Here is a 26,109-nt window from a genome sequence, read left to right as displayed (position 1 = left end):
TTAGTTACGGAACGGGAATTTGAAGGCAGCCAGAAGTGCCTTGGCTTCTTCGTCCGTCTTAGCGGTTGTCGTAATGCTGATGTTAAGTCCGCGGAGCTTGTCGATCTTGTCGTATTCAATTTCCGGGAAAATAATCTGTTCCTTCAGACCGATGTTGTAGTTGCCGCGGCCGTCAAAGGCACGAGCGTTAACACCACGGAAGTCACGAACACGCGGGAAAGCGATTGTGACTAAACGGTCAAGGAATTCATACATGCGCTCGCCGCGAAGCGTGACCATACAGCCGATCGGCATGTTTTCACGAATCTTGAAGTTGGCGATAGCCTTACGAGTCTTGGTAACAACAGGCTTCTGACCAGCAATCTTGGTCAGGTCGGAAACAGCGTGGTCAATAAGCTTCTTATCATTGACAGCTTCACCGACACCCATATTCAGTGTGATTTTTGTGATGCGGGGAACCTGCATTTCGGTTTTGTAACCGAACTGTTTTGTCAGGGCCGGAACCACTTCGTCACGATATTTATTGAAAAAACGAGACATTTACTGCGACCTCTTATGCTTTGGCGCCGACAACGGCACCGTCACTCTTGAAGACGCGTACTTTCTTGCCGTCAACAACCTGGAAACCGATGCGGTCGCCCTTACCGGTCTTCGGATTGACGAGCATGACGTTGGAACCGTCAATGGGAAGCGTCTTGTCCATAATGCCGCCGGCCTGACCCAGCATGGGGTTCGGCTTGACGTGCTTCTTAACGATGTTGATGCCTTCAACAACGACTTTACCGTCGCTGTGAACAGCAGTCACCGTGCCTTTTTTGCCTTTATCACGGCCGGTAATGACGATAACCTCGTCACCTTTGCGGATACGTTGCATTCTGTGTTCTCCTTAAAGAACTTCAGGAGCCAGAGAAACGATCTTCATGAAACGTTCGGTACGCAGTTCGCGCGTAACCGGTCCGAAGATACGTGTTCCAATCGGTTCCAGTTTGTTGTTAAGCAGGACAGCAGCGTTGCCGTCAAAGCTGATGGAGGAACCGTCAGGACGACGAACACCCTTAGCAGTTCTAACTACAACAGCACTGTAGACTTCGCCTTTTTTGACACGACCGCGGGGGGCCGCTTCTTTGACGGTCACTTTGATAATGTCGCCAATATTGGCGTAGCGGCGCTTGGAGCCGCCCAACACTTTAATACATTGCACTGAACGAGCACCGGTGTTGTCGGCGACGTCCAGATTAGATTGCATCTGAATCATGGTTTTTAATATTCCAACTTATTCCGAGGTCATAGCGATTCGCTATGCTCGGCCAGTTTTGGTCCCGTCCGGGAGAAGAGTTTCCAATCCAGTCTCACAGATACCTGCTTTTACGGGGCAGGTTGTTCAAAAGAACCGGAACCCCAGTGAACCTCTAAGTTATTAAACGGAAAGAACTTTCCAAATAAATAAACTTAGAGAGCCGCAAGTATATCCAATTAAGGATATCTTTGCAAGCTCTCTAAGAAAATTAAATTATTTTTTTACAATTAGATGACTGCGCGTTCGATGATCTTGGAAACTGTCCAGGACTTCGTGCGGGAAATCGGACGGGTTTCAGAGATCTCGACGATGTCGCCTTCTCTAACGTCGTTGTTTTCGTCATGAACATGATACTTCTTGCTCTTGACGACGATCTTGCCGATCGGATGCTTAACCTTGCGTTCAACAAGAACAGTAACTGTCTTGTCCATCTTGGTGCTAACAGCTTTACCGATCAGGGTACGTGTAAGTTTGTTTTCGCTCATTTCGTCGCTGCCTTCTGAGCAAGAATTGTACGGACGCGTGCGATGTCGCGGCGTGTCTTACGAATCATGCTCGTATTTTCAAGTTGCTGATGAGACTTCTGCAGACGCAGTGTGAACTGTGCTTTCAGAAGGTCCTGCAGTTCTTTGTTAAGCGCAGCTTCGTCCATAGCGCGTAAATCTTTGGCTTTCATTCTGCACTCTCCTTACTGGCCAATCTGGCGTGTAACGAACATAGACTTCAGAGGAAGCTTGGCTGCGGCAAGACGGAAAGCCTCACGAGCCAGCGCTTCATCAACGCCGTCCAGTTCATAAATCACGCGACCCGGCTGCACTAATGCAACCCAGTATTCCGGATTACCTTTACCGTTACCCATACGAACTTCAGCGGGTTTAGAGGAAATAGGTTTGTCCGGGAACACACGGATCCATACACGGCCGCCGCGTTTAATGTGGCGGGTGATGGCACGACGAGCAGCTTCAATCTGACGAGCTGTCAGACGACCGCGCTCGGTAACTTTCAGACCGAACTGACCAAAGGAGACCTTTGCGCCTCTCTGAGCCAAACCATAGTTACGGCCCTTCTGGTCCTTACGGTACTTGGTTCTGTTTGGTTGCAGCATTATTCTTCTCCTTCCTTAGCAGCAGTTTCGGCGGCCTTGCGGGGAGCACGAGCCTGCTTGCCTTCTCCGTCAGCGGGTTTGCGGCCGCGGCGGTTGTTCGGCTTGCCCGGACGACGATTGCGGCGATCTTCACGATCAGCCGGAGCAGCAGCTTCAGCTGCAAGATCCTTGGCAGTATTGTCGCCTTTGTAAACCCAAACCTTCACACCGATAATGCCGTATGTGGTATTGGCTTCGGAGAAACCGTAGTCAATGTCGGCACGAAGAGTGTGCAGAGGAACACGACCTTCACGATACCATTCGGTACGGGCGATTTCAGCACCGTTCAAACGACCGGAAGACATGATCTTGATACCAAGAGCGCCCTGGCGCATGGCGTTCTGCATAGCGCGCTTCATCGCGCGGCGGAACATAATGCGCTTTTCGAGCTGCTGAGTAATGCCGTCGGCAATCAGCTGAGCGTCCAAGTCAGGACGACGAACTTCTTCAATGTTGACGTGTACAGGTACGCCCATCATCTTGGAGAGTTCGTTCTTCAGAACCTGAAGATCTTCACCCTTCTTGCCAATCACCATGCCCGGACGAGCGGAGAAGATGGTGATGCGAGCGTTCTTAGCGGGACGCTCGATGAGAATACGACCAACGGATGCGTTCTTGAGCTTCTTGCCCAGGAATTCACGAACCTTGAGGTCTTCTGCCAGTGTGCGGGCAAAATCGCGGCCTGTAGCATACCAACGTGATGTCCAGTCGTGTGTTACAGGAAGGCGAAAGCCTGTCGGATTAATTTTCTGTCCCATGGTTCACCTATTATTTCTTAGCCGGTGTATCGCCGACTGTCACATAGATGTGACAAGTCTGCTTACCGATACGAGCGCCGCGGCCCTTGGCTCTGGCGGAGAAACGACGAAGTGTGGCGGCCTTCTCAACATAGATGGAAGTAACGCGAAGATCGTCAATATCAGCGCCGTCATTATGCTCGGCATTGGCAATGGCAGATTGAAGCGCTTTGCCGATGATGCCAGCAGCCTTCTTCTGCGTGAAAGAAAGAATGTTCAGGGCCTTGTCAACGGGTTTACCGCGAACAAGATCCGCAACCAAACGGCCTTTCTGAGCCGAGAGGCGAACTCCACGTACGATTGCTGTGGTTTCCATTATTCTTACCTCTTAGCTGGAGCAGCCTTCTTATCAGCTGCGTGGCCCTTGAAAGTACGGGTAAGAGCAAACTCACCCAACTTGTGGCCAACCATGTTTTCATTAATAAATACCGGCACATGCTGACGTCCGTTGTGGACAGCAATGGTAAGACCGATAAATTCAGGAAGAATTGTCGAACGACGAGACCAAGTCTTGATCGGACGTTTGTCACGACCGGCTTGGGCGGCTTCGACCTTCTTCAGTAAGGATCCGTCGACGAACGGTCCCTTCTTAAGCGAACGAGACATTCAGGCCCCCTTACTTACGATAGCGACGAGACACAATCATGTTGTCTGTGCGCTTGTTGTTACGAGTACGATAACCCTTGGTGAGCTGACCCCAAGGTGTGACAGGCGCGCGACCGGTACCGGTACGGCCTTCACCACCACCGTGCGGGTGATCAACCGGGTTCATTACAACACCGCGAACGGTCGGACGAATACCGCGCCAACGCTTGGCACCGGCTTTGCCGAGTTCACGAAGACTGTTTTCTTCATTGCCGACGGTACCGATTGTCGCACGGCATTCAATAAGAACGCGGCGAACTTCACCAGAACGAAGACGAACCTGAGCATAGGCGCCTTCACGAGCCAGAAGCTGTGCAAAAGCACCGGCAGCACGGATCATCTGACCGCCTTTCTTCGGCTTCATTTCGATGTTGTGAATCGTGGAACCAACCGGAATGTTGCGAAGCGGAAGTGTATTGCCGACTTTGATCGGGGCTTCCTGACCGCTCATGATTTCGTCACCGGCTTTCAGGCCTTTCGGTGCGAGAATGTAGCGGCGTTCACCGTCCTTGTACAGAACAAGAGCGATGTTCGCAGAACGGTTCGGATCGTACTCGATGCGTTCAACAATAGCGGGAATTCCGTCTTTGTCGCGCTTGAAGTCAATAATACGATACGCTTTCTTGTGACCGCCGCCCTGATGACGAACGGTAATACGGCCGAAGTTGTTGCGGCCAGATCCGCGGTTCTTCTTTTCAACCAGCGGAGCATACGGCTTGCCTTTGTGCAGTTCGTTGTTGACAACCTTAACTGCGTGACGGCGGCCGGGAGATGTAGGTTTAAGTGTAACCAGAGCCATTACTTCACCTCTGCGAAGTTAATTTCTTGATCGTCGGCCAGGCAGACATAAGCTTTGCGAACGTCGCTGCGCTTACCGGGGAAACGACCGTTGCGTTTCTGCTTGCCTTTGATGTTCACGATCTGAACGCCGGATACTTTTACCTTGAAAAGAAATTCAACGGCGGCCTTGACATCCTCTTTAGTTGCTTCAGGAACAATGCTGAAGATGTACTGATTGTGCTTATCACCGATTCTTGTCGCCTTTTCAGAGACAACAGAACCGAGAATTACTTTGTAAAGGAAATCTTGGCTCATCCCCACATCTCCTCAAGCTTAGCAATAGCTTGTTTTGTAACGACAACAGAATCAAAGTGAACCAGAGAAACAGGATCAGCATAACGCGGCTCAACAACCCAAACGTTCTTCAGGTTGCGGCTGGCAAGATCAAGATTCTCGCTCAGCTCTGTTGTAATGATCAGAGCGCTGCCGAGACCCATTGCCTTAAGCTTGTTGGCAAAGTTCTTTGTCTTGGGAGTGTCAACATCGATGGAGTCCACAACAACAAGACGTCCGTCCTGAGCTAACTTGGAGAAAATGCAGGCCATGGCGCCGTTAAGCATCTTCTTGTTAACTTTCTGTGTGAAGTTTTCATCAGGTGTGTTCGGGAAAGCTCTGCCGCCTCCGCGCCAAACCGGCGAGGAAGACATACCGGCGCGGGCACGGCCTGTACCTTTCTGACGCCAGGGTTTGCGTGTGGAGTGATGAACAGCTTCACGAGTAAGCTGCGCACGGGTTCCGAGACGAGCGTTGGCCTGATAGGCAACAACGATCTGATGAACCAGAGCTTCATTGTATTCACGACCGAAAAGGGAATCGGCAGCCGCAAGAGTAGCGGTCTGCTGGCCCTGATCGTTTAAGACTTTCAGTTCCATTAATCGCTCCTTAGGCTTTGGCCTTCACGGCCGGACGGATAACAATTTCGCCTTCGCTGGCACCGGGAACGGCACCGCGAACCATGATGAGCTGACGATCAGCATCAACACGGGCGATAACTAAATTCTGAGTTGTGCGCTGCACGTCACCTAAATGACCTGCCATGCGCTTGCCTGGGAATACGCGGCCCGGGTCCTGACGGTTACCGATAGAACCGGGAGCGTTTGTAGACACAGAGTTACCGTGGCTGGCACGATTGGATGAGAAGTGATGACGTTTGATAGCGCCGGCAAATCCCTTACCGATTGTTGTTCCTGTAACGTCAACTTTCTGACCTTCAGTAAACATGGAAATCGGAAGAGTCTGGCCAACTTTCATTTCGCCAATCTTATCTTCTTCAACATGGAATTCTTTGAGCACGGAACCTGCTTCAACACCAGCTTTTTCAAACTGGCCTTTCAGAGGGTTGCTCACACGCGACGGCTTCTTGGAGCCGTAGGCGACTTGCACTGCATTGTAGCCGTCAGTCTCAACCGTTTTTACCTGTGTAATGCGGTTGTTCGACACATCGAGCACTGTTACCGGAATAGACACACCATCCTCGGTAAAGATGCGCGTCATGCCGATCTTACGACCGACGAGGCCGAGCTTCTCACTCATTATTATCTCCACCCCAGCTGCGATTGGCCGGGACTAGTTTAGAAAAAATCACCTTAAAAGACATTAGGTGATCACGAAAAGAAGGCGATTCTACAACGAAAAAATCCTTTTTGCAAATATTCCTTCTAAAAACCGTGAGTTATCAATTGTTAATTTGCCTCAAAATATTTCATTTCTGTTGTTTGCAAATTTTCTTCCCGCTTCTGCTGCCTTTCCCCACCGCAATTTGTCCCTCCTGCATGCGCATTAGACCGTTTTCGCTACTCAAAACAATCTCTAACCGCCTTCCCCTGCGCAATATTCGACTAAAATCTATGTCCGCAATTAATATGTAAGAATTCGTTGCTTTAGGTTTGACTTTTTATTTAACTCTGCTTTCAGAGTTTTTTGACGAATATGTTTAGAAAATTGATTTTCTGTGCGGCATCGGCTTTTGCACTTACTTGCACTGCCGCTGCATCTGCTGAAGTCTTCTTTACCGAAACCTTTGCGGTCGGCACCATCGTCACCGGACAGTTCAAAACAAAAACAAAAGAAGAAGCTTCTGCTTGCTATCGCCTGATGAACGACGAAACACGCCGCCTCGAACATCTGCTTTCTGCCTACGACGAGGACAGCGATATTTCCCGACTCGGCAGCAACGCCGGCCATTGGGTTGAAATCTCCCGTGATACCTTCGAAGTCCTCTCAGCTTCTAAAATCATCTCTAAAGAAACCCACGGCACTTTCGATCCGACTATCGGAACAGTTATTAAACTTTGGAGCGTTGATCAGCCCGATCATCATATCCCGAAAAACCAAAGCCTTGAAAAAGCGCTTAAAGCTGTCGGCTACGAAAAAATCGGATTAAAACAGGAAAATGGCAAGTTCTACGCAAAAATAGGAAAGCAGCAGCAAATTTCCGTCGGAGCCATCGGAAAAGGTTTTATTGCCGATAAGGTTATGAAAACTCTCAAGGACCACGGATGCAGAGACGCCCTGCTCAGTTTCGGAGGAAATGTCATCGGATGCGGAACCAATGCCGAAAATAAACCCTGGAACGTAGGCCTGCAGAGCCCGGATAAAGAAAGAGGAAATTTCTTTGCTGTCGCGCCGCTTGATGACACCTCAATTGTGACCTCCGGCGACTACGAGAAATTCTTTGTTGAAAACGGCGTGAAGTACAGCCATATCCTCGACCCGAAAACAGGAAAACCGGTCCCGGCGACACTCTCTTCGGTCACAATCATTGATAAAAACTCCGCTCAGGCCGATGCGCTTTGCACCGCCTTGTTCGTAATGGGGTGGGACGGAGCAGTCAAGTTCCTTCAGGAGCATCCCGATCTTCCGGCGGTGCTCGTCGATGAATCGGTGAAGAAGGCAGCCATCACCAAGAGTGCTGAATCTCTAGTCCGCGTCACTGACCCAGCGCTTAAAACGGCAATCATCCCTCAAAGCGGCCCGGTCGTCTTTAAAGACACGAAACAATAGACGAGAGAAAAACCTCCGCAGAACTAAATCTACGGAGGTTTCGCTTAATAAGTCAACCGATTACTGGACCTTGATTTCAACGTCCACGCCTGCCGGCAGGTCAAGCTTCATCAGAGCGTCGACTGTCTTGTCAGTCGGGTCGATGATGTCCATCAGTCTCTGATGAGTTCTGATTTCAAGCTGGTCACGGCTGGTCTTGTTGACGTGCGGGCTGCGCAGAATGTCGAAACGCTGAATGCGTGTCGGCAGGGGAATCGGGCCTCTTACGATAGCACCGGTTCTCTTGGCAGTGTCGACGATCTCAAGAGCAGACTGATCGATCAGTTTGTAATCAAATGCCTTGAGGCGAATACGAATACGTTGGCTTTGCATTTTAATCCTTTAAAGAACAAGGGGCCGAAGCCGTCTTCGGCCCGCGATTCAAGTTTGTGTTAATTAGGCTTCGATCTTAGAAACAACGCCGGCACCGACAGTGTGGCCGCCTTCACGGATAGCGAAGCGAAGACCTTCTTCCATAGCGATCGGGGCGATCAGTGTAACGTCCATACGGATGTTGTCGCCGGGCATAACCATTTCAACGCCTTCAGGCAGCTGAATTGTGCCGGTAACGTCAGTTGTACGGAAGTAGAACTGCGGACGATAGCCTTTGAAGAACGGTGTGTGACGACCGCCTTCTTCCTTAGTCAGAACGTAAACTTCTGCCTGGAATTCTGTGTGCGGTGTGATGGTGCCCGGTTTAGCAAGAACCTGACCGCGTTCAACGTCTTCACGCTTTGTACCGCGAAGAAGGATACCAACGTTGTCACCGGCTTCGCCCTGATCCAGCAGTTTGCGGAACATTTCAACGCCTGTGCAGGTGGTCTTCTGTGTCGGACGAATACCGACGATTTCAACTTCATCACCAACTTTGATGACACCGCGTTCGACACGGCCGGTCACAACTGTACCGCGGCCGGAAATCGAGAACACGTCTTCAACCGGCATAAGGAACGGCTGATCAATAGCGCGTTCCGGTGTCGGAATGTAAGAGTCGAGTGTGTCGGCAAGCTTCAGGATGGATTCTTCACCCATCGGGCCTTTGTCGCCTTCGAGAGCCATACGGGCAGAACCCTTGATGATAGGAATGTCATCGCCCGGGAAGTCGTAGTTGCTCAGAAGTTCGCGAACTTCCATTTCAACCAGTTCAAGCAGTTCTTCGTCTTCGACGAGGTCGCACTTGTTGAGGTAAACGATGATGTAGGGAACACCAACCTGACGAGCAAGAAGGATGTGTTCACGAGTCTGCGGCATCGGGCCGTCAGAAGCGGAAACAACCAAAATAGCGCCGTCCATCTGGGCAGCACCGGTAATCATGTTCTTAACGTAGTCAGCGTGTCCCGGGCAGTCAACGTGAGCGTAGTGACGCTTTTCAGTTTCGTATTCAACGTGAGCGGTGTTGATCGTGATGCCGCGTGCTTTTTCTTCAGGAGCAGCGTCAATCTGATCGTAGGCTTTGGCTTCGCCGCCGAACTTGTTGGAAAGAACGGTTGTGATAGCAGCCGTCAGAGTTGTTTTGCCATGGTCAACGTGACCGATGGTACCCACGTTCACGTGGGGCTTTGTACGCTCGTACTTACCTTTTGCCATTTTTTAAGATTCCTTAGAAAGTTTAAATAGCGTTAAAAAATTACTTTGCCTTAGCTTCAATCACTGCTTCCGCAACGTTCTTCGGAGCTTCAGCATAATGTTTGAATTCCATTGTGTAGGAGGCGCGGCCCTGTGTCAGAGAACGCAGCTGTGTAGCATAGCCGAACATCTCGGACAGCGGAACTTCAGCCTTAACAGCTTTGCCTCCGCCGGGCAGATCGTCCATACCCTGAATAACACCGCGGCGGGAAGAAAGGTCGCCCATAACGTCGCCCATCTTCTCTTCCGGAGTTTCAACTTCAACAGCCATGATCGGCTCAAGAAGGACCGGGTTGGCATTGCGCATGCCTTCTTTGAAAGCCATAGAACCGGCCATCTTGAAGGCGTTTTCGTTAGAGTCCACTTCGTGGTAAGAACCGAAATGAAGTGTGGCTTTAACGTCAACAACCGGGTATCCGGCAAGAACACCGGACTTCATGGTGTCTTCAATACCCTTCTGAACTGCAGGGATGTATTCGCGAGGAACCACACCGCCCTTAATCGCGTCGACGAATTCATAGCCTTTGCCGGGATTCGGCTCAAGCTTCAGAACAACGTGACCATACTGGCCGCGGCCGCCGGACTGCTTAACAAACTTGGCTTCTGCGTTTTCAACTGTAGAACGAATGGTTTCACGGTAGGCAACCTGAGGTTTGCCGACTGTGGCTTCAACATTGAACTCGCGGCGCATACGGTCAACGAGAATGTCGAGGTGAAGTTCGCCCATACCGGAAATAATCGTCTGACCGCTTTCTTCATCAGTGCGAACGCGGAAGGACGGGTCTTCCTGAGCAAGGCGGTTAAGCGCAATGCCCATCTTCTCCTGGTCAGCCTTGGTCTTGGGTTCAACAGCCTGAGAAATAACAGGTTCCGGGAACTCCATCTTTTCAAGGATGATCGGGTTAGCGATATCGCACAGTGTGTCGCCTGTTGTAACTTCTTTCAGACCAACTGCAGCAGCGATGTCGCCGGCGAGAACTTCTTTAATTTCTTTACGTTCGTTGGCGTGCATCTGCAGCAGACGACCAATACGTTCTTTCTTGCCCTTAACAGAGTTCAGAACGGTGTCGCCAGAGTTAACAACGCCGGAGTAAACGCGAAGGAAGGTCAGCTGACCAACGAACGGGTCAGTCATGATCTTGAATGCGAGAGCAGAGAACGGCTCTTTGTCATCAGCCTTACGGGAAACAACAGAGTCGTCATCCGGATCAACGCCTTCGACTGGAGGAATGTCAACCGGGCTCGGAAGGAGTTCGATCACGGCGTCAAGCATGCGCTGAACGCCTTTATTCTTAAACGCGGTACCACAGAGCATCGGCTGGATTTCACCGGCGATGGTACGCAGACGCAGACCTTTAGTAATGTCGGCTTCAGACAGGTCGCCTTCTTCAAGGTACTTGTCCATCAGCTCTTCATTGGCTTCAGCAGCAGCTTCAACCATGTTGCTGCGCCATTTTTCAGCATCAGCCTGAAGTTCAGCAGGAATGTCTTCAAATGCGAACTTCATACCCTGGGAAGCTTCGTCCCAGATGATCGCTTTCATCTTGGCCAGGTCAATAACGCCTTTAAATGTATCTTCAGCGCCGATAGGAATAACGATAGGCACAGGGTTGGCCTTCAGGCGGGACTTCATCTGGTCATAGACCTTGTAGAAGTTAGCGCCGGTACGGTCCATCTTGTTTACGAAAGCAAGACGGGGAACACCGTACTTGTTGGCCTGACGCCAAACAGTTTCAGACTGCGGTTGAACACCGCCGACCGCACAGTAAACCATGCAGGCGCCGTCAAGAACACGCATAGAGCGTTCAACTTCAACTGTAAAGTCAACGTGTCCCGGGGTATCAATAATGTTGATACGATGTTCGGGATGATTCATGTCCATGCCGCGCCAGAAGGCAGTCGTAGCAGCGGAGGTAATAGTAATACCGCGCTCCTGCTCCTGTTCCATCCAGTCCATGGTCGCAGCGCCATCATGCACCTCGCCAATCTTGTGATTGACACCGGTGTAGAACAGAATGCGTTCCGTGGTGGTTGTTTTACCCGCGTCAATGTGCGCGGAAATGCCGATGTTGCGATAACGCTCAATCGGAGTTTTGCGAGCCATGTTTTCTATCCTATATTAACGAGAGAGGCTGACACCTCTCCCAATTGTTTAAGAAATTAGTTAAAGCGGAAATGAGAGAAGGCCTTGTTGGCTTCAGCCATACGATGGACTTCTTCACGTTTCTTCATAGCACCGCCGCGGCCTTCGGAGGCGTCAAGTAATTCTCCGGCGAGACGGAGCGGCATGGATTTTTCACTTCTGCCCTTGGCGGCTTCACGCAGCCAGCGCATGGCCAGAGCCATACGGCGAACAGGGCGAACTTCGACCGGAACCTGGTAATTGGCACCGCCAACACGACGGGACTTAACTTCAACCAGCGGACGAACATTGTTCAAAGCGTTGGTAAACACTTCGATAGGATCTTTACCAGACTTAGTCTGGATTTCTTCCAAAGCGCCATACACGATGCGTTCTGCGACGGCTTTCTTGCCGTCAAGCATGATCATGTTGACAAACTTTGTGATTTCCACGGAACCAAACTTAGGATCCGGGAGTACTTCACGTTTAGGTACTTCGCGACGACGGGGCATTTTTTACCTCAATTCTGTCTTCAGTCAAATAAATTAAAAATGCGGGTCAATAAGTGAACCGCGACTTACTCGGTCATAAAAAGAGACCGTCACCGGGTGCGGGCCGGTATTAAGCCTGTTTGGGGCGCTTTGCGCCATACTTAGAGCGAGACTGCTTACGATCCTTGACACCCTGGGTATCAAGAGAACCACGAACAACGTGGTAGCGAACGCCCGGCAAGTCTTTAACACGACCGCCGCGAATCAACACGACGCTGTGTTCCTGCAGATTGTGACCTTCACCTCCAATGTAGGAAATGACTTCAAATCCGTTGGTAAGACGTACTTTGGCAACTTTACGAAGAGCCGAGTTCGGTTTCTTCGGAGTTGTAGTGTAAACACGGGTGCAAACACCGCGTTTCTGGGGGCAGTTCTTGAGCGCGGGGCTCTTGCTCTTTTCAATAGCTCTCTCGCGAGGCTTACGCACTAATTGGTTAATGGTCGGCATAAAGTCCGTATCCGAAACGATTAGAAAACCACTCTTGACGAGTGGGGTTTAACAAAAATACTTTAGGGAGATTGGCGCGGACTCTGCGCAGCGGAGGAGCTCTCTAGGGAGCTTTCAAAGAGCGCAGAAATCCGAGCGGATTTCCGAAAAGTTCCGCATTATTGCTCAAATCTAATCTTTTGTCAAATTTTTCTTGTTCGATTAAGTAGTTAGCAATTGTGTTTCCTGCAACTTCCTACAAAGGAAAACGGGCGGCCCTTCGGCCGCCCTTCTTGGCTTTTAACGAGTGCTTCTCAGTTTACTTGCTGGGAATAATCACGTCGTCCGCTGCGGATTTGACCGCGTCTCCGACAAGATTCTCATTTCCGACATAAGCAGTGTCAGTCATGATCTCATTGTCGTACTTAAACACGTCCGGATCGCGACGGGCTCTGTGATAGGCCAGACCTGTACCGGCAGGAATCAGACGACCCACAATCACGTTTTCCTTCAGGCCGCGAAGCTCATCACGTTTGCCCATGATGGCTGCTTCGGTAAGAACACGTGTGGTTTCCTGGAAGGACGCCGCAGAAATGAAGGAGTCTGTCGACAAACTCGCCTTGGTAATACCGAGCAGAATGTTGTCGTAGAGCGCCGGACGTTTGCCTTCGGCCAAAACTTTTTCGTTTTCATCCAGCATTTCGCTGCGTTCAACCTGCTCTCCGTTGATGAATCTTGTGTCGCCCGGATCGGTAATCACAACACGGCGAAGCATCTGACGAACAATCACTTCAATGTGCTTGTCGCTGATCTTCACGCCCTGCAGACGATACACCGCCTGGACTTCGTCAACAACGTAGCGGGCCAGAGCCTCAATACCGTTCAGACGCAGAATGTCATGCGGATCGGCCGGACCGTCAACAATGACCTCGCCTTTATGAACCACCTGACCGTCATGGACCAGAATTGTCTTGTCCTTCGGAATCAGGAATTCATGTTCGGCGCCTTCCGTATCCGTAATAATCAGACGCTGTTTACCTTTGGTTTCTTTACCGAATGTAACAGTACCGCTGGCTTCGGCAAGTACGCCGGCATCCTTCGGAGAACGTGCTTCGAAGAGCTCGGCAACACGCGGCAGACCGCCGGTAATGTCTCGAGTCTTCTGACTTTCTGTCGGAATTCTCGCCAGAACGTCACCAACGCTCGCGTGGTCACCGTCATGAACCGTGATCAGGGCACCAACCGGAAGCTGAATGCTCACCGGATGCTCTGTTCCCGGAATCTTAACGAGTTCGCCTTCGTCATCAAGAAGCTGAATCATCGGACGACCGATCTTGCTCGAGGCAGAGTGCTTGCCGTCGATAACGACAAGAGAGCTCAAGCCCGTCACTTCATCGATCTGGCTCTTAACTGTGACGTTGTCAATCGCGTTGGCAAAGCGGACACGGCCGGCGTATTCGGTAACGATCGGACGAGTCATCGGATCCCAGTTGGCAAGCTCAATACCGACCTGAACTTCCTGTCCGTCATTGGCGAGCAGGTTCGCGCCGTAAGGAATCTTATGGCGTTCACGTTCACGGCCGTTCTGACCTTCGATAACGATTTCGCCGGAGCGGGAAATAACAACCTTGTTGCCCTTCTCACCCGTCACATAACGCATCGCGCTTGTGAAGCGGACTGTACCGGCAGACTTCGTCACGACGTTGCTCGCAACAGCGTTTCGGCTCGCAGCACCACCGATGTGGAATGTACGCATTGTCAGCTGAGTACCCGGCTCACCAATGGACTGAGCAGCGATAACACCGACTGCTTCACCGGCGTTAACCAGTGTACCTCTGCCGAGATCACGTCCGTAGCACTTCGCGCACAGACCGTAACGGGTTTCACAGGTAAGCGGGGTGCGAACCATCATTTCATCAATACCGAGCTTCGTGATCTGTTCGACATCGTCTTCATTGATCAGATGGCCGGCTTCAAAAATAACTTCATGAGTATCCGGATCGAGAACGTCTTCAGCTGTAACACGGCCAAGAACACGATCGCCCAGAGCTTCAGCAACGTCGCCGCCTTCAACCAGAGCCTTCATCAGAACACCGCGGTGTGTGCCGCAGTCGTCTTCTGTGACCACCAGATCCTGTGTCACGTCAACCAGACGACGAGTCAGGTAACCGGAGTTCGCTGTCTTCAAAGCCGTATCGGCCAGACCTTTACGTGCTCCGTGGGTAGACACGAAGTACTGCAGAACGTTCAAACCTTCACGGAAGTTCGCGGTAATAGGCGTTTCAATAATGGAGCCGTCCGGCTTGGCCATCAGGCCGCGCATACCGGCAAGCTGACGAATCTGCGCAGCGGAGCCTCGGGCACCGGAGTCAGCCATCATGTAAATGGAGTTGAACGATTCCTGCTCAACTTTGTTGCCATGACGATCGATAACAGGCTCCTTGGAAATTTCTTCCATCATTACCTTACCGACCTTATCACTTGTGCGGCCCCAAATATCAACCACCTTGTTGTAGCGTTCACCGGCAGTCACCAAACCGGAAGTGTACTGAGCATCGATCTCTTTAACTTCCTGCTCGGCTTCATGCACAATCTTTTCCTTCGCTTCAGGAACAATCATGTCGTCAATAGCGATGGAAAGACCGCCGATGGTAGCAAGGTGATAACCGCGCTGCATCAGCTTGTCGGCGAAAATAACCGTTTCGCGCAGGCCGCAGCGGCGGAAAGCCATATTGATCAGCTTGGCAATCTCTTTCTTCTTCAGTGTCTTGTTCAGAACGCTGAATGGAAGTCCCGGAGGAAGAATTTCCGAAAGAAGCGCACGGCCGACTGTTGTTTCGTAACGAACTATGCGCGGTGTCTTCTCGCCGGTCTCTTTGTCGACGTCAAACTCTTTCACACGAACCGTGCAGCGAGTCTGAAGCTCGATCGCTTTGTTGGCAATCGCGCGTTCAACTTCGCCGATGTCGGCAAAGAACATACCCTCGCCCTTGCCGTTGATACGTTCACGGGTGGAGTAGTACAGACCAAGCACGATGTCCTGAGACGGAACGATCGAAGGATCGCCGTTCGCCGGGAACAGAACGTTGTTCGAGGCAAGCATCAGAGAACGGGCTTCAAGCTGGGCTTCCAGAGAAAGCGGTACGTGTACAGCCATCTGGTCACCGTCGAAGTCGGCGTTGAACGCCGCGCAGACGAGCGGATGGAGCTGAATCGCTTTGCCTTCAATCAGAAGCGGTTCAAACGCCTGAATACCGAGTCTGTGAAGTGTCGGAGCGCGGTTCAGCATGACCGGATGCTCGTAAATCACTTCTTCCAGGATGTCCCAAACAACCGGTTCCTGGTTCTCGACCATCTTCTTGGCAGCCTTAATGGTTGTCGCAAGACCGCGAAGCTCAAGCTTGTTGAAAATAAACGGCTTGAACAGCTCAAGAGCCATCAGCTTCGGCAGACCGCACTGATGAAGCTTGAGGTACGGGCCAACTGTAATAACAGAACGGCCGGAGTAGTCAACACGCTTACCGAGCAGGTTCTGACGGAAGCGGCCGCCCTTACCCTTGATCATGTCAGCAAGGGACTTCAGAGGACGCTTCGACGGACCGGTCATGGCCTTGCCGCGGCGGCCGTTGTCAAGCAGCGAGTCAACCGCTTCCTGAAGCATACGCTTTTCATTGCGGACAATGATGTCCGGAGCTTTCAGCTCAAGAAGACGTTTCAGACGGTTGTTGCGGTTAATGACGCGGCGATACAGATCGTTCAGGTCACTGGTCGCAAAGCGGCCGCCGTCAAGCGGAACCAACGGACGAAGATCCGGCGGAAGGACAGGAAGAACTTCCATAACCATCCATTCCGGTTTAATGCCGGAGCGCTGGAAGCCCTCAAGAACTTTCAGACGCTTGGCAATCTTCTTAACTTTGGCGTCACTCGTTGTTTCCTTGAGCTCGGTTCTCAGGTCGTTAACTTCCTGATCAATATCGATGGATGCGAGAAGCTCACGAATCGCTTCTGCGCCCATCATCGCCTTGAATTCGTCGCCGTATTCCTCTGTCTTGGCAAAGTAATCGTCCTCAGTCATCAGCTGACCGCGGCGAAGCTCTGTCATGCCGGGGTCGACAACGATGTAGGCTTCAAAATACAGAACACGCTCAATGTCACGGAGCGGGATGTCAAGAACCATACCCATTCTGGAGGGAAGGCTCTTGAGGAACCAAATGTGAGCGACCGGGCTGGCAAGCTCAATGTGTCCCATTCTTTCACGGCGAACTTTGGAAAGTGTGACTTCAACACCGCACTTCTCGCAGACAACGCCCTGATGTTTCAGACGTTTGTATTTGCCGCAAAGACATTCATAATCCTTAACCGGTCCGAAGATCTTGGCGCAGAAAAGACCGTCACGCTCAGGCTTGAACGTACGATAGTTAATCGTTTCCGGTTTCTTTACTTCGCCGTATGACCAAGATCGGATTTTCTCAGGAGAGGCAATACCGATCTTGATTGCGTCAAAAGGCTCATCTTCGCTGTTCTTCTTTAAAAGATTAAAAGGAGAATTCATCATTTTTTAGCAGGTTCCTTATTGCGGTCGAGGTCGATGTCAATACCGAGAGAACGGATTTCCTTAACCAGAACGTTGAAGGACTCCGGCATACCCGCATCGATCACGTGATCGCCCTTGACAATATTTTCATAAAGCTTTGTACGGCCGGTAACGTCGTCAGACTTAACCGTGAGCATTTCCTGCAGTACATAGCTGGCACCATAAGCTTCCAGAGCCCAGACTTCCATTTCACCAAAACGCTGACCGCCGAACTGAGCTTTACCGCCCAGAGGCTGCTGTGTGACCAGAGAGTAAGGACCGGTCGAACGAGCATGCATCTTGTCGTCAACTAAGTGGTGCAGCTTCAGATAATGCATCACACCCACTGTCACAGGTCTGTCAAACGCGTCGCCGGTGCGGCCGTCAAACAGCTGAGCCTGTGTCTTGGAAGGTGTGAGATGAAGCTTCTCAGCGGCTTCCGGCGGGAAGGCAAGATTCAGCATCTCATGAATATCTTCCTCGCTGGCTCCGTCGAAAACCGGAGTCGCAAAAGGAACGCCCTTCTTAAGGTTCTTGGCAAGAACAATGATCTCGTCATCAGTGAGAGAATCAAAGTCTTCTTTCTTGCCGTGGCTCTTGTTGTAGATCTGATTCAGGAAGGCGCGAATCTCTGCAACCTGCTTGGAGCGCTCCTTCTTAAGCATCTCTTCAATTCTCCAGCCCAGACCGAAAGCGGCCCAGCCGAGATGAACTTCAAGAACCTGACCGATGTTCATACGAGACGGAACACCCAGCGGGTTCAGAACGATGTCAACGGGACGTCCGTCAGCCATGAACGGCATGTCTTCCACACGAGTAATACGGGATACGACACCCTTGTTACCATGACGGCCGGCCATCTTATCGCCGGGCTGCAGACGACGTTTGACAGCCAGGTAAACCTTAACCATCTTCTGAACGCCTGTCGGCAGTTCATCGCCCTGTGTCAGCTTCTTGCGTTTTTCTTCAAAGGCAGCGTCAAATTCTTTGCGCTTGTCTTCCAGAGAAATACGAACGTCTTCGATCTGCTTCTGAAGGTTCTCGTCAGCCATGCGGATTTCAAACCACTGGTGAACGTTTACACCGTCCAGATATTCCTGAGTAATCTTCTTACCCTTGCCAAGGCCGTTAGGACCGCCGTTGGCAGCGTGACCGATCAGCTGACGAGCCAAGCGGTCAAATGCGTCGCGCTCAACAATACGGAGCTGGTCATTCAGGTTGGTACGGTAACGCTTCAGCGCTTCGTCAATAATCGACTGCGCACGTTTATCGCGTTCAATACCTTCGCGGGTGAAGACCTGAACGTCAATAACAGTACCAACCATGCCGCTCGGAACGCGCAAAGAGGTATCCTTAACGTCGCTGGCTTTTTCACCGAAAATCGCACGGAGCAGCTTTTCTTCCGGAGTAAGAGAAGTTTCTCCCTTCGGAGTCACTTTACCAACCAGAACGTCACCGGCCTTGACTTCAGCACCGATGTAAACAATGCCGGACTCGTCAAGACGATTAATCTGGTTTTCACTCAGATTCGAAATATCGCGTGTGATCTCTTCACTGCCAAGCTTTGTGTCACGAGCTGAAACAACGAGCTCTTCAATGTGAATGGAAGAATAACGGTCATCAGCAACGACCTTCTCGCTCACCATCACAGAGTCTTCGTAGTTGTAGCCGTTCCAAGGCATAAACGCAACGAGCATGTTCTGACCAAGGGCAAGTTCGCCGAGATCAGTAGAAGCGCCGTCGGCAATCACGTCACCCTTGGCGATATGGTCGCCGGGGTTCACAATCGGACGCTGATTGATGTTAGTGCCCTGGTTGGAACGTGTGAACTTCTGCAGGTTGTAAATATCAACACCGACTCGGCCGGGGATGTCTTCCTCATCATTGACACGAACAACGATACGGTTGGCGTCAACGTAGTCAACAACACCGCCGCGTTCAGCCTGAATCGTAGTGCCGGAGTCAACCGCAACAGTACGCTCAATACCAGTACCGACAACCGGTTTTTCCGGACGCAGACAGGGAACGCCCTGACGCTGCATGTTGGAGCCCATCAGCGCACGGTTCGCGTCGTCGTGTTCAAGGAACGGAATCAGAGACGCAGCAACGGATACAATCTGCGCAGGCGCGACGTCCATGTACTGAACTCGATCAGGCGTCATCAGCACAAATTCGCCCTTGTCACGGCAGCTGACAAGTTCGTCGGAAAGATTGCCGTCCTTATCGATCGCCGCATTCGCCTGAGCAATAATGTAATTGCCTTCGTCAATCGCGGAAAGATATGCGATCTCATTGGTCACGTGACCGTCGATAACCTTGCGGTACGGAGTCTCAAGGAAGCCGTAGTCGTTCAAACGGGCGTAAAGAGCCAGGGAGTTGATCAGACCGATGTTCGGACCTTCAGGAGTCTCAATCGGGCACACGCGGCCGTAATGAGTCGGATGAACGTCTCGAACTTCAAAGCCCGCTCTTTCGCGAGTCAGACCGCCTGGACCAAGAGCAGAAATACGACGCTTGTGCGTGATTTCAGACAGCGGGTTCGTCTGATCCATGAACTGGCTCAGCTGAGAAGAGCCAAAGAACTCACGAATCGCAGCGCTGATCGGCTTGCTGTTGATCAGATCATGAGGCATCAGGTTGTCAGCTTCGGCCTGGCCGAGACGCTCACGAACCGCGCGTTCAACACGAACGAGACCGGAACGGAACTGGTTTTCTGTCAGTTCGCCGACACAGCGGACACGACGGTTGCCCAGATGGTCAATATCGTCGATCTGGCCTTCACCGTTGCGAAGCTGAACGATCGCCTTCATCGTGTCGATGATGTCTTCCGGTTCAAGTGTCATCGGACCCTGCTCGGTTCCTCTCTTGAAGCGGGAGTTGATCTTCATGCGGCCGACGCGGGACAGATCATAAGTTTCCGGATCAAAGAACAGACGACGGAAGAGCGTTTCAACCGCTTCTTCTGTCGGCGGCTCGCCGGGACGCATCATGCGGTAAATCGCGATACGAGCGGAAAGCTGATCAGGAGTTTCGTCCAAACGCAGCGTGTCGGAGATATACGGACCGCGGTTCAGTTCATTGACGTAAATCGTCTGGAATTCCGTAACGCCCTTCTCACGCATCTGAACAAGCAGATCGGCAGTGATCTCATCGTTGGCGTTCGCAACAATTTCGCCGCTTTCTTCATCATAAAGATTCGTAGCGAGGACTTTACCGACAAGAATTTCGTCAGGAATATTCAGCTCGGTAATACCAAGCTTTTCCATGTCGCGAACATGCTTAGCGTTGATGCGCTTATCTTTCGGGACAATAACTTTGCCGTCTTTGTCTTTAATATCAAAGGCAGCAATCTCACCGCGGAAGCGCGCCGGGACAAGCGCCATGGAAGCGCCGTCTGCATTGAGCTTGTAGGAATCAAAGTCGTAGAACTGCTGAAGGATGCTCTCAGGAGTCATGCCCAGTGCTTTGAGCATGATCGTACCCGGCATCTTGCGACGGCGGTCAATACGGAAATGCAGAATGTCCTTAGCGTCAAACTCAAAGTCAAGCCAGGAGCCGCGGTAAGGAATAATGCGGGCGCTGAAGAGCAGTTTGCCGGAGCTGTGGGTCTTGCCGCGGTCATGCTCAAAAAATACGCCCGGAGAACGGTGAAGCTGAGATACAATAACGCGCTCAGTTCCGTTGATAATAAAAGAACCCTTATTGGTCATGAGCGGGATCTCGCCCATGTATACTTCGGATTCGCGAATCTCTTTAACGGTGCTCTGTTTAGGAGAGTCTCTGTCTAAAATAACAAGACGAACTTTGGCGCGCAGGCGAGAACAATAATTCAGACCGCGGAGCTGACATTCCGAGACATCGAAGACAGGATCGTCTAAAATGTACTCTTGAAATTCAAGTCTTGCTAAGCCGTTGTGGCTGACAATAGGGAAAATGGAAGTAAATGCACCCTGTAAACCCTGGTCACGACGCTCAGAAGCCGGGACACCGGTCTGAAGAAATTCGTGATAGGAATGCAATTGCGTTTCCAGTAAGGAAGGCACCTCAAGTACGCTCGGACGCTTCGCAAAGCTTTTCCGAATACGCTTCTTTTCAGTGAACGAGTACGACATGAACACTCCGTTCGGAAGAGAAACAAAAGAAATTCCAATAGTTGCAGATTAGACACGAATAGCCACGCTAGGCCTCATGAGAGGCCCTTGCGCGGCATAACACAAATTGTCAAATTTACTGCATCCATTGAAGACTTTGACTAGACCTAAGTAGATCCACTCAGAGTTTCCATTGAAAAACAAGGCTCCAAAAATTTTGGAGCCTTGCAGTATACCTAAAAAATTACTTCAAGTCAACTTTAGCGCCGGCAGCTTCGAGTTTCTTCTTAGCTTCTTCAGCGTCAGTCTTGGCAAGGCCTTCCTTAACAGTCTTCGGAGCGCCGTCGACGAGGTCTTTGGCTTCCTTCAGGCCGAGGCCGGTCAGTTCACGAACAGCCTTAATAACCTGGACTTTGTTAGCGCCGATTTCAGTCAGAACGACGTCGAATTCGGATTTTTCTTCAGCAGGAGCAGCAGCGGCAGCACCGGGGGCGGCAACAGCAACAGCAGCAGCGGCAGCGGAAACACCGAACTTTTCTTCCATCATTTTGATGAGTTCGGAAACTTCAAGGACGGACATGGACGCGATTGCGTCAAGGATTTCTTCTTTGGACAAAGCCATTTTGTTACTCCAATACGTTGTGTACGTAAAATTTAAACTAATTTAACTAAATCAGGCAGCAGCCTGCTGATCTTTGGCATCGCGCACAGCAGCAAGAGTTCTGACGAAACGCGCCGGAACTTCGTTGAGCGTACGGACAAACTTGGCGACAGGTTCGTTCATTGTAGCCATGAGTTTAGCCAGCAACTCTTCTCTGCTCGGCATTGTAGCGAGCTTCTCAACACCGGCAACGTCAAGGACGCTGTTCGGCATTGCGCCGCCCTTAATAACCAAGGCAGGATTGTCTTTGGCAAACTTGGCGATTACCTTAGCCGCAGCAACCGGATCGGCGGAAAAACCATACATCAAAGGACCGGCGAACTGGTCGGACAATCCTTCGAACGGAGTTTCCTTCACGGCACGGCGAACTAAAGTATTCTTCAGTACGCGCAACTCAACACCATTCTTACGTGCTTCAGCACGAAGTTTGGTAGCTGCATCAACGGTCAGCCCACGATATTCGGCAATAACAAGACCCTGAGTACCGGCGATAATTTCACCGATCTCTTTGATCATGTCAGCCTTTTCTTGTCTGTTAAGACTCATGGTCTGCTCCACTCAGAGGTGCTGAATTATCAGCACCGGTTTACTAATAACCGGCTCACTCCGAGAGTTTCAAGGAAAATGCCGATGTACGGCACACAACGCTTGTTCTCTCTTCGGTTGCCATCTACGCTGGGATCCTCAGTCAAGGAAATTATGAAGTGACATTCACCAGCGGTCTTTGACGGCTACGGCCCGAAGGCCGTAACCCAAAGTACTTTACTTGAGGCTTTCGCCTCGGATCATCTGATTCAGACGATCAAATTATCCTAATGTCTGAACGTCGATCTTGACGCCGGGGCCCATTGTAGAGCTGACGGACATCTTGCGAAGGTAGACACCCTTTGCTGAAGCGGGTTTGGCCTTATTGAGGGCTTCAACCAGCGCTTTGACGTTCTGAAGAAGCTTGTCGGCTTCGAAAGAAGCACGGCCGACAGGAGCGTGGATGATACCAGCTTTATCGGCACGGAACTGAACCTGACCTGCTTTGGCGTTCTTAACAGCCTGAGCAACGTTCGGAGTAACAGTACCAAGCTTCGGATTCGGCATTAAACCGCGCGGGCCGAGGATCTGACCAACCTGACCGACAAAACGCATTGCGGACGGTTCGGCGATAACGATGTCGAAGTTGATTTCACCGGCCTTAACCTGGTGAACCAGGTCTTCCAGACCAACAACATCAGCACCGGCTTCTTTGGCGGCTTCAGCAGCAGCGCCCTGAGCGAACACGGCAACGCGAACAGTCTTGCCTGTACCGGCAGGCATAACGATCGCACCACGGACAGCCTGGTCGCTCTTGCGAGGATCAATACCAAGCTGAACAGCAACGTCAACGGATTCGTCAAACTTAGCGTTGGCGAGAGCCTTCACGAGTTCAATCGCTTCGTTGAGGCTGTAGAACTTCTGAGCCTCGACTTTGCTCTTGTTTTCTTTTTCACGTTTGCTGATAGCCATTACTTAACTCCTTCAACGGTAATACCCATCGAACGAGCGCTTCCGGCGATCGTGCGAACGGCGGCGTCCATATCGGCTGCTGTGAGGTCAGGCATCTTTGTCTTGGCGATCTCTTCAGCCTGAGCACGTGTGATCTTACCGACTTTGTCAGTATGAGGACGTGCAGAACCCTTCTGAATCTTCGCGGCTTTCTTAATCAGAATAGTAGCCGGGGGAGTCTTCATGATGAATGTGAAGCTCTTATCGGCGTACGCTGTGATCACAACAGGAATCGGCAGACCAGGTTCAACACCCTGTGTCTTAGCATTGAACGCTTTGCAGAATTCCATAATGTTCAAGCCGCGCTGGCCCAACGCCGGTCCGATAGGAGGCGAAGGATTCGCTTTGCCGGCAGGAACCTGAAGCTTAATAAAGCCTACGATTTTCTTTGCCATTTGCTTTCCTTACGGGTAATCGCTTTTAAAAGCTCCCCGAGGTAAAAATTAAGTCCACTGTAAAAACCTAATCGTCGGACTCTTAACGATCAGGAGAATTAACCTTTTTCTACTTCGTTGAACGCTAATTCAACGGGGGTCTCACGACCAAAGATGAGAACTTTAACACGAAGTCGGTTCTTATCGTAGTTAACGTCCTCAATAATTCCTTTAAATTCTGTAAACGGACCGTTCTTAATACGGACAGACTCACCAACCTCGAATTCAACTCTCGGTCTCGGAGCTTCATTTCCGTCTGCCATCTTCTTCTTGATTACATCGATTTCACGAGTAGGCAAGGGAGAAGGCCTGTTCGCGCTACCGCCTAAAAAGCCGGTGATGCGCGGTGTATTCTTAACCAGATGCCATGTTTCGTCATTCATGATCATGTTGACGAAAATATAGCCGGAGTACATGCGACGTGTGGAAACACGCTTTTTACCGTTGCGGACTTCAGCGACATCTTCAGTCGGCAGAAGAATTTCTCCGAAAGAATCTTCAAGGCCGGCGCGCTTAATGCGCTCCCTCAGTGCGGATTCAGCACTTTTCTCCATTCCGGAGTAAGTGTGAATAACGTACCACTTCATGTCGTCTGCCATAACTTGCCTCGTTAGATTAAGGAAAGAAGTACATCGTAAAGGAGGAATTCAATCAGCTTGTCAACCACGAAAAGGAAAAAAGCTACGACAACGACAAAGGCACAAACGAGCCCTGTCGTATTGACTGTCTCTTTTCTGGTCGGCCAAACAACTCTTCTCAGCTCTTCATAAGAGGCGCGGCAATACGCAGCAAACTCTTTTCCGGGAGCACTGAACCATCCAATAACGACACCCACAGCCAGACAGCCGACTAAAATGCCGGCACGAACAGCTGTCGGTTGTTCGGCTAACAGAGCAAAAGCAAACACTCCGCTCAAAGCGATAAGAACGGCGATCGTCATCAGAACGATACCGCCTTTGCTTTCGGGTGCTGGTGCTGTTTTTTGCGTACTCATCTGTATTTCCGGTGAAATCAAACCGCGATCCGAGGACCGCGGTTCTGAATTGTGGCAGGGGCAGAAGGAATCGAACCCTCAACCTACGGTTTTGGAGACCGTCGCTCTGCCAATTGAGCTATACCCCTATTGACTCTCTCAAACGAGAGAGCTTAAAACTTATTAGGCTTCGATCTTAGAAACAACGCCGGCACCGACAGTGTGGCCGCCTTCACGGATAGCGAAGCGAAGACCTTCTTCCATAGCGATCGGGGCGATCAGTGTAACGTCCATACGGATGTTGTCGCCGGGCATAACCATTTCAACGCCTTCAGGCAGCTGAATTGTGCCGGTAACGTCAGTTGTACGGAAGTAGAACTGCGGACGATAGCCTTTGAAGAACGGTGTGTGACGACCGCCTTCTTCCTTAGTCAGAACGTAAACTTCTGCCTGGAATTCTGTGTGCGGTGTGATGGTGCCCGGTTTAGCAAGAACCTGACCGCGTTCAACGTCTTCACGCTTTGTACCGCGAAGAAGGATACCAACGTTGTCACCGGCTTCGCCCTGATCCAGCAGTTTGCGGAACATTTCAACGCCTGTGCAGGTGGTCTTCTGTGTCGGACGAATACCGACGATTTCAACTTCATCACCAACTTTGATGACACCGCGTTCGACACGGCCGGTCACAACTGTACCGCGGCCGGAAATCGAGAACACGTCTTCAACCGGCATAAGGAACGGCTGATCAATAGCGCGTTCCGGTGTCGGAATGTAAGAGTCGAGTGTGTCGGCAAGCTTCAGGATGGATTCTTCACCCATCGGGCCTTTGTCGCCTTCGAGAGCCATACGGGCAGAACCCTTGATGATAGGAATGTCATCGCCCGGGAAGTCGTAGTTGCTCAGAAGTTCGCGAACTTCCATTTCAACCAGTTCAAGCAGTTCTTCGTCTTCGACGAGGTCGCACTTGTTGAGGTAAACGATGATGTAGGGAACACCAACCTGACGAGCAAGAAGGATGTGTTCACGAGTCTGCGGCATCGGGCCGTCAGAAGCGGAAACAACCAAAATAGCGCCGTCCATCTGGGCAGCACCGGTAATCATGTTCTTAACGTAGTCAGCGTGTCCCGGGCAGTCAACGTGAGCGTAGTGACGCTTTTCAGTTTCGTATTCAACGTGAGCGGTGTTGATCGTGATGCCGCGTGCTTTTTCTTCAGGAGCAGCGTCAATCTGATCGTAGGCTTTGGCTTCGCCGCCGAACTTGTTGGAAAGAACGGTTGTGATAGCAGCCGTCAGAGTTGTTTTGCCATGGTCAACGTGACCGATGGTACCCACGTTCACGTGGGGCTTTGT

28 protein-coding genes and 1 tRNA gene are annotated in these 26,109 nt (G+C 51.1%); 1 reads left to right on the top strand and 28 read right to left on the bottom strand.

Annotated features, from left to right (window positions below; all coding sequences use genetic code 11):
* From rplE to rplC, 13 genes are all read right to left on the bottom strand, one after another.
* On the bottom strand, positions 1-540 hold the full coding sequence (gene rplE / locus E5987_RS07640) for a 50S ribosomal protein L5 (protein WP_160335511.1): 540 nt from the start codon (positions 538-540) through the stop codon (positions 1-3).
* Between the two features lie 13 nt (positions 541-553).
* Positions 554-874 (bottom strand): 50S ribosomal protein L24, encoded by a 321-nt coding sequence (rplX, locus tag E5987_RS07635; RefSeq protein WP_160335510.1) that lies wholly within the window; start codon positions 872-874, stop codon positions 554-556.
* 12 nt (positions 875-886) lie between these two features.
* A complete protein-coding gene (gene rplN / locus E5987_RS07630; protein WP_160335509.1) occupies positions 887-1,255 on the bottom strand; it encodes a 50S ribosomal protein L14 in 369 nt (122 codons plus the stop codon).
* A 269-nt stretch (positions 1,256-1,524) separates the two neighbouring features.
* A complete protein-coding gene (gene rpsQ / locus E5987_RS07625; RefSeq protein WP_160335508.1) occupies positions 1,525-1,782 on the bottom strand; it encodes a 30S ribosomal protein S17 in 258 nt (85 codons plus the stop codon).
* The gene (gene rpmC, locus E5987_RS07620; RefSeq protein ID WP_160335507.1) at positions 1,779-1,973 is read right to left on the bottom strand and encodes a 50S ribosomal protein L29; all 195 of its coding nucleotides are present in this window, start codon (positions 1,971-1,973) and stop codon (positions 1,779-1,781) included. Before rpmC ends, rpsQ begins: the two co-directional genes overlap by 4 nt.
* A 12-nt stretch (positions 1,974-1,985) precedes the next feature.
* Positions 1,986-2,402 (bottom strand): 50S ribosomal protein L16, encoded by a 417-nt coding sequence (gene rplP / locus E5987_RS07615; RefSeq protein ID WP_160335506.1) that lies wholly within the window; start codon positions 2,400-2,402, stop codon positions 1,986-1,988.
* Positions 2,402-3,199, bottom strand: coding sequence for a 30S ribosomal protein S3 (gene rpsC / locus E5987_RS07610; protein WP_160335505.1), 798 nt, complete (start codon positions 3,197-3,199; stop codon positions 2,402-2,404). The genes rplP and rpsC overlap by 1 nt, the downstream gene beginning before the upstream one ends.
* Before the next feature lie 10 nt (positions 3,200-3,209).
* Positions 3,210-3,554 (bottom strand): 50S ribosomal protein L22, encoded by a 345-nt coding sequence (rplV, locus tag E5987_RS07605; RefSeq protein WP_160335504.1) that lies wholly within the window; start codon positions 3,552-3,554, stop codon positions 3,210-3,212.
* Between the two features lie 5 nt (positions 3,555-3,559).
* Positions 3,560-3,844 carry a 30S ribosomal protein S19 gene (gene rpsS, locus E5987_RS07600; RefSeq protein ID WP_160335503.1) on the bottom strand — a complete coding sequence of 95 codons (285 nt, stop codon included), beginning with the start codon at positions 3,842-3,844 and terminating at the stop codon, positions 3,560-3,562.
* Between the two features lie 10 nt (positions 3,845-3,854).
* Complete coding sequence (rplB, locus tag E5987_RS07595; RefSeq protein WP_160335502.1) at positions 3,855-4,682, bottom strand: 50S ribosomal protein L2; 828 nt, start codon at positions 4,680-4,682, stop codon at positions 3,855-3,857.
* The gene (gene rplW / locus E5987_RS07590; protein WP_160335501.1) at positions 4,682-4,978 is read right to left on the bottom strand and encodes a 50S ribosomal protein L23; all 297 of its coding nucleotides are present in this window, start codon (positions 4,976-4,978) and stop codon (positions 4,682-4,684) included. The genes rplB and rplW overlap by 1 nt, the downstream gene beginning before the upstream one ends.
* Positions 4,975-5,595, bottom strand: a complete 621-nt coding sequence (gene rplD, locus E5987_RS07585; protein ID WP_160335500.1) for a 50S ribosomal protein L4 — start codon at positions 5,593-5,595, stop codon at positions 4,975-4,977. Before rplD ends, rplW begins: the two co-directional genes overlap by 4 nt.
* Before the next feature lie 10 nt (positions 5,596-5,605).
* The gene (gene rplC, locus E5987_RS07580) at positions 5,606-6,256 is read right to left on the bottom strand and encodes a 50S ribosomal protein L3 (RefSeq protein WP_160335499.1); all 651 of its coding nucleotides are present in this window, start codon (positions 6,254-6,256) and stop codon (positions 5,606-5,608) included.
* A 396-nt stretch (positions 6,257-6,652) separates the two neighbouring features.
* Between rplC and E5987_RS07575 the strand changes: the two genes are divergently transcribed.
* Complete coding sequence (locus E5987_RS07575) at positions 6,653-7,726, top strand: FAD:protein FMN transferase (protein WP_160335498.1); 1,074 nt, start codon at positions 6,653-6,655, stop codon at positions 7,724-7,726.
* Positions 7,727-7,786: 60 nt separating this feature from the next.
* On the opposite strand, the gene rpsJ is transcribed toward E5987_RS07575, so the two are convergent.
* From rpsJ to tuf (E5987_RS07500), 15 genes are all read right to left on the bottom strand, one after another.
* Positions 7,787-8,098 carry a 30S ribosomal protein S10 gene (rpsJ, locus tag E5987_RS07570; RefSeq protein WP_160335497.1) on the bottom strand — a complete coding sequence of 104 codons (312 nt, stop codon included), beginning with the start codon at positions 8,096-8,098 and terminating at the stop codon, positions 7,787-7,789.
* A gap of 63 nt (positions 8,099-8,161) precedes the next feature.
* On the bottom strand, positions 8,162-9,352 hold the full coding sequence (tuf, locus tag E5987_RS07565; protein WP_160335496.1) for an elongation factor Tu: 1,191 nt from the start codon (positions 9,350-9,352) through the stop codon (positions 8,162-8,164).
* A gap of 40 nt (positions 9,353-9,392) precedes the next feature.
* Positions 9,393-11,495 (bottom strand): elongation factor G, encoded by a 2,103-nt coding sequence (fusA, locus tag E5987_RS07560; RefSeq protein WP_160335495.1) that lies wholly within the window; start codon positions 11,493-11,495, stop codon positions 9,393-9,395.
* A gap of 56 nt (positions 11,496-11,551) precedes the next feature.
* Positions 11,552-12,025, bottom strand: a complete 474-nt coding sequence (rpsG, locus tag E5987_RS07555) for a 30S ribosomal protein S7 (protein ID WP_160335494.1) — start codon at positions 12,023-12,025, stop codon at positions 11,552-11,554.
* Between the two features lie 109 nt (positions 12,026-12,134).
* A complete protein-coding gene (rpsL, locus tag E5987_RS07550) occupies positions 12,135-12,512 on the bottom strand; it encodes a 30S ribosomal protein S12 (RefSeq protein ID WP_160335493.1) in 378 nt (125 codons plus the stop codon).
* Between the two features lie 298 nt (positions 12,513-12,810).
* Entirely contained in the window at positions 12,811-17,043 is a 4,233-nt protein-coding gene (gene rpoC, locus E5987_RS07545; RefSeq protein WP_160335534.1) for a DNA-directed RNA polymerase subunit beta', read from the bottom strand.
* A complete protein-coding gene (gene rpoB / locus E5987_RS07540; RefSeq protein WP_160335492.1) occupies positions 17,043-21,176 on the bottom strand; it encodes a DNA-directed RNA polymerase subunit beta in 4,134 nt (1,377 codons plus the stop codon). Before rpoB ends, rpoC begins: the two co-directional genes overlap by 1 nt.
* Positions 21,177-21,399: 223 nt before the next feature.
* Complete coding sequence (gene rplL / locus E5987_RS07535) at positions 21,400-21,777, bottom strand: 50S ribosomal protein L7/L12 (RefSeq protein ID WP_160335491.1); 378 nt, start codon at positions 21,775-21,777, stop codon at positions 21,400-21,402.
* A gap of 51 nt (positions 21,778-21,828) precedes the next feature.
* Positions 21,829-22,362, bottom strand: a complete 534-nt coding sequence (gene rplJ / locus E5987_RS07530) for a 50S ribosomal protein L10 (protein ID WP_160335490.1) — start codon at positions 22,360-22,362, stop codon at positions 21,829-21,831.
* A gap of 261 nt (positions 22,363-22,623) precedes the next feature.
* Positions 22,624-23,313, bottom strand: a complete 690-nt coding sequence (rplA, locus tag E5987_RS07525) for a 50S ribosomal protein L1 (protein WP_160335489.1) — start codon at positions 23,311-23,313, stop codon at positions 22,624-22,626.
* The gene (gene rplK, locus E5987_RS07520) at positions 23,313-23,747 is read right to left on the bottom strand and encodes a 50S ribosomal protein L11 (protein ID WP_066594862.1); all 435 of its coding nucleotides are present in this window, start codon (positions 23,745-23,747) and stop codon (positions 23,313-23,315) included. The genes rplA and rplK overlap by 1 nt, the downstream gene beginning before the upstream one ends.
* Positions 23,748-23,845: 98 nt before the next feature.
* The gene (gene nusG / locus E5987_RS07515) at positions 23,846-24,373 is read right to left on the bottom strand and encodes a transcription termination/antitermination protein NusG (RefSeq protein ID WP_370455743.1); all 528 of its coding nucleotides are present in this window, start codon (positions 24,371-24,373) and stop codon (positions 23,846-23,848) included.
* A 23-nt stretch (positions 24,374-24,396) separates the two neighbouring features.
* The gene (secE, locus tag E5987_RS07510; RefSeq protein ID WP_160335487.1) at positions 24,397-24,780 is read right to left on the bottom strand and encodes a preprotein translocase subunit SecE; all 384 of its coding nucleotides are present in this window, start codon (positions 24,778-24,780) and stop codon (positions 24,397-24,399) included.
* Between the two features lie 52 nt (positions 24,781-24,832).
* Positions 24,833-24,908: transfer RNA gene (locus E5987_RS07505), tRNA-Trp, on the bottom strand.
* A gap of 34 nt (positions 24,909-24,942) precedes the next feature.
* Positions 24,943-26,109, bottom strand: a 1,167-nt coding sequence (tuf, locus tag E5987_RS07500; RefSeq protein ID WP_160335486.1) for an elongation factor Tu, incomplete at its 5' end; no start/stop codon positions are given.

Origin of the sequence: Parasutterella muris, assembly GCF_009767915.1 — a bacterium.
Lineage (GTDB): Bacteria > Pseudomonadota > Gammaproteobacteria > Burkholderiales > Burkholderiaceae_F > Parasutterella > Parasutterella muris.
The sequence above is the reverse complement of the archived record's forward strand: the minus strand, read 5'-3'. Positions and strand labels throughout refer to the sequence as shown.

Bases quoted from the DNA above. Each gene is read 5' to 3' on its own strand.
- rplE (WP_160335511.1), bottom strand. From the start codon at position 540: ATGTCTCGTTTTTTCAATAAATATCGTGACGAAGTGGTTCCGGCCCTG.
- rplX (WP_160335510.1), bottom strand. From the start codon at position 874: ATGCAACGTATCCGCAAAGGTGACGAGGTTATCGTCATTACCGGCCGT.
- rplN (WP_160335509.1), bottom strand. From the start codon at position 1,255: ATGATTCAGATGCAATCTAATCTGGACGTCGCCGACAACACCGGTGCT.
- rpsQ (WP_160335508.1), bottom strand. From the start codon at position 1,782: ATGAGCGAAAACAAACTTACACGTACCCTGATCGGTAAAGCTGTTAGC.
- rpmC (WP_160335507.1), bottom strand. From the start codon at position 1,973: ATGAAAGCCAAAGATTTACGCGCTATGGACGAAGCTGCGCTTAACAAA.
- rplP (WP_160335506.1), bottom strand. From the start codon at position 2,402: ATGCTGCAACCAAACAGAACCAAGTACCGTAAGGACCAGAAGGGCCGT.
- rpsC (WP_160335505.1), bottom strand. From the start codon at position 3,199: ATGGGACAGAAAATTAATCCGACAGGCTTTCGCCTTCCTGTAACACAC.
- rplV (WP_160335504.1), bottom strand. From the start codon at position 3,554: ATGGAAACCACAGCAATCGTACGTGGAGTTCGCCTCTCGGCTCAGAAA.
- rpsS (WP_160335503.1), bottom strand. From the start codon at position 3,844: ATGTCTCGTTCGCTTAAGAAGGGACCGTTCGTCGACGGATCCTTACTG.
- rplB (WP_160335502.1), bottom strand. From the start codon at position 4,682: ATGGCTCTGGTTACACTTAAACCTACATCTCCCGGCCGCCGTCACGCA.
- rplW (WP_160335501.1), bottom strand. From the start codon at position 4,978: ATGAGCCAAGATTTCCTTTACAAAGTAATTCTCGGTTCTGTTGTCTCT.
- rplD (WP_160335500.1), bottom strand. From the start codon at position 5,595: ATGGAACTGAAAGTCTTAAACGATCAGGGCCAGCAGACCGCTACTCTT.
- rplC (WP_160335499.1), bottom strand. From the start codon at position 6,256: ATGAGTGAGAAGCTCGGCCTCGTCGGTCGTAAGATCGGCATGACGCGC.
- E5987_RS07575 (WP_160335498.1), top strand. From the start codon at position 6,653: ATGTTTAGAAAATTGATTTTCTGTGCGGCATCGGCTTTTGCACTTACT.
- rpsJ (WP_160335497.1), bottom strand. From the start codon at position 8,098: ATGCAAAGCCAACGTATTCGTATTCGCCTCAAGGCATTTGATTACAAA.
- tuf (WP_160335496.1), bottom strand. From the start codon at position 9,352: ATGGCAAAAGGTAAGTACGAGCGTACAAAGCCCCACGTGAACGTGGGT.
- fusA (WP_160335495.1), bottom strand. From the start codon at position 11,495: ATGGCTCGCAAAACTCCGATTGAGCGTTATCGCAACATCGGCATTTCC.
- rpsG (WP_160335494.1), bottom strand. From the start codon at position 12,025: ATGCCCCGTCGTCGCGAAGTACCTAAACGTGAAGTACTCCCGGATCCT.
- rpsL (WP_160335493.1), bottom strand. From the start codon at position 12,512: ATGCCGACCATTAACCAATTAGTGCGTAAGCCTCGCGAGAGAGCTATT.
- rpoC (WP_160335534.1), bottom strand. From the start codon at position 17,043: ATGAATTCTCCTTTTAATCTTTTAAAGAAGAACAGCGAAGATGAGCCT.
- rpoB (WP_160335492.1), bottom strand. From the start codon at position 21,176: ATGTCGTACTCGTTCACTGAAAAGAAGCGTATTCGGAAAAGCTTTGCG.
- rplL (WP_160335491.1), bottom strand. From the start codon at position 21,777: ATGGCTTTGTCCAAAGAAGAAATCCTTGACGCAATCGCGTCCATGTCC.
- rplJ (WP_160335490.1), bottom strand. From the start codon at position 22,362: ATGAGTCTTAACAGACAAGAAAAGGCTGACATGATCAAAGAGATCGGT.
- rplA (WP_160335489.1), bottom strand. From the start codon at position 23,313: ATGGCTATCAGCAAACGTGAAAAAGAAAACAAGAGCAAAGTCGAGGCT.
- rplK (WP_066594862.1), bottom strand. From the start codon at position 23,747: ATGGCAAAGAAAATCGTAGGCTTTATTAAGCTTCAGGTTCCTGCCGGC.
- nusG (WP_370455743.1), bottom strand. From the start codon at position 24,373: ATGAAGTGGTACGTTATTCACACTTACTCCGGAATGGAGAAAAGTGCT.
- secE (WP_160335487.1), bottom strand. From the start codon at position 24,780: ATGAGTACGCAAAAAACAGCACCAGCACCCGAAAGCAAAGGCGGTATC.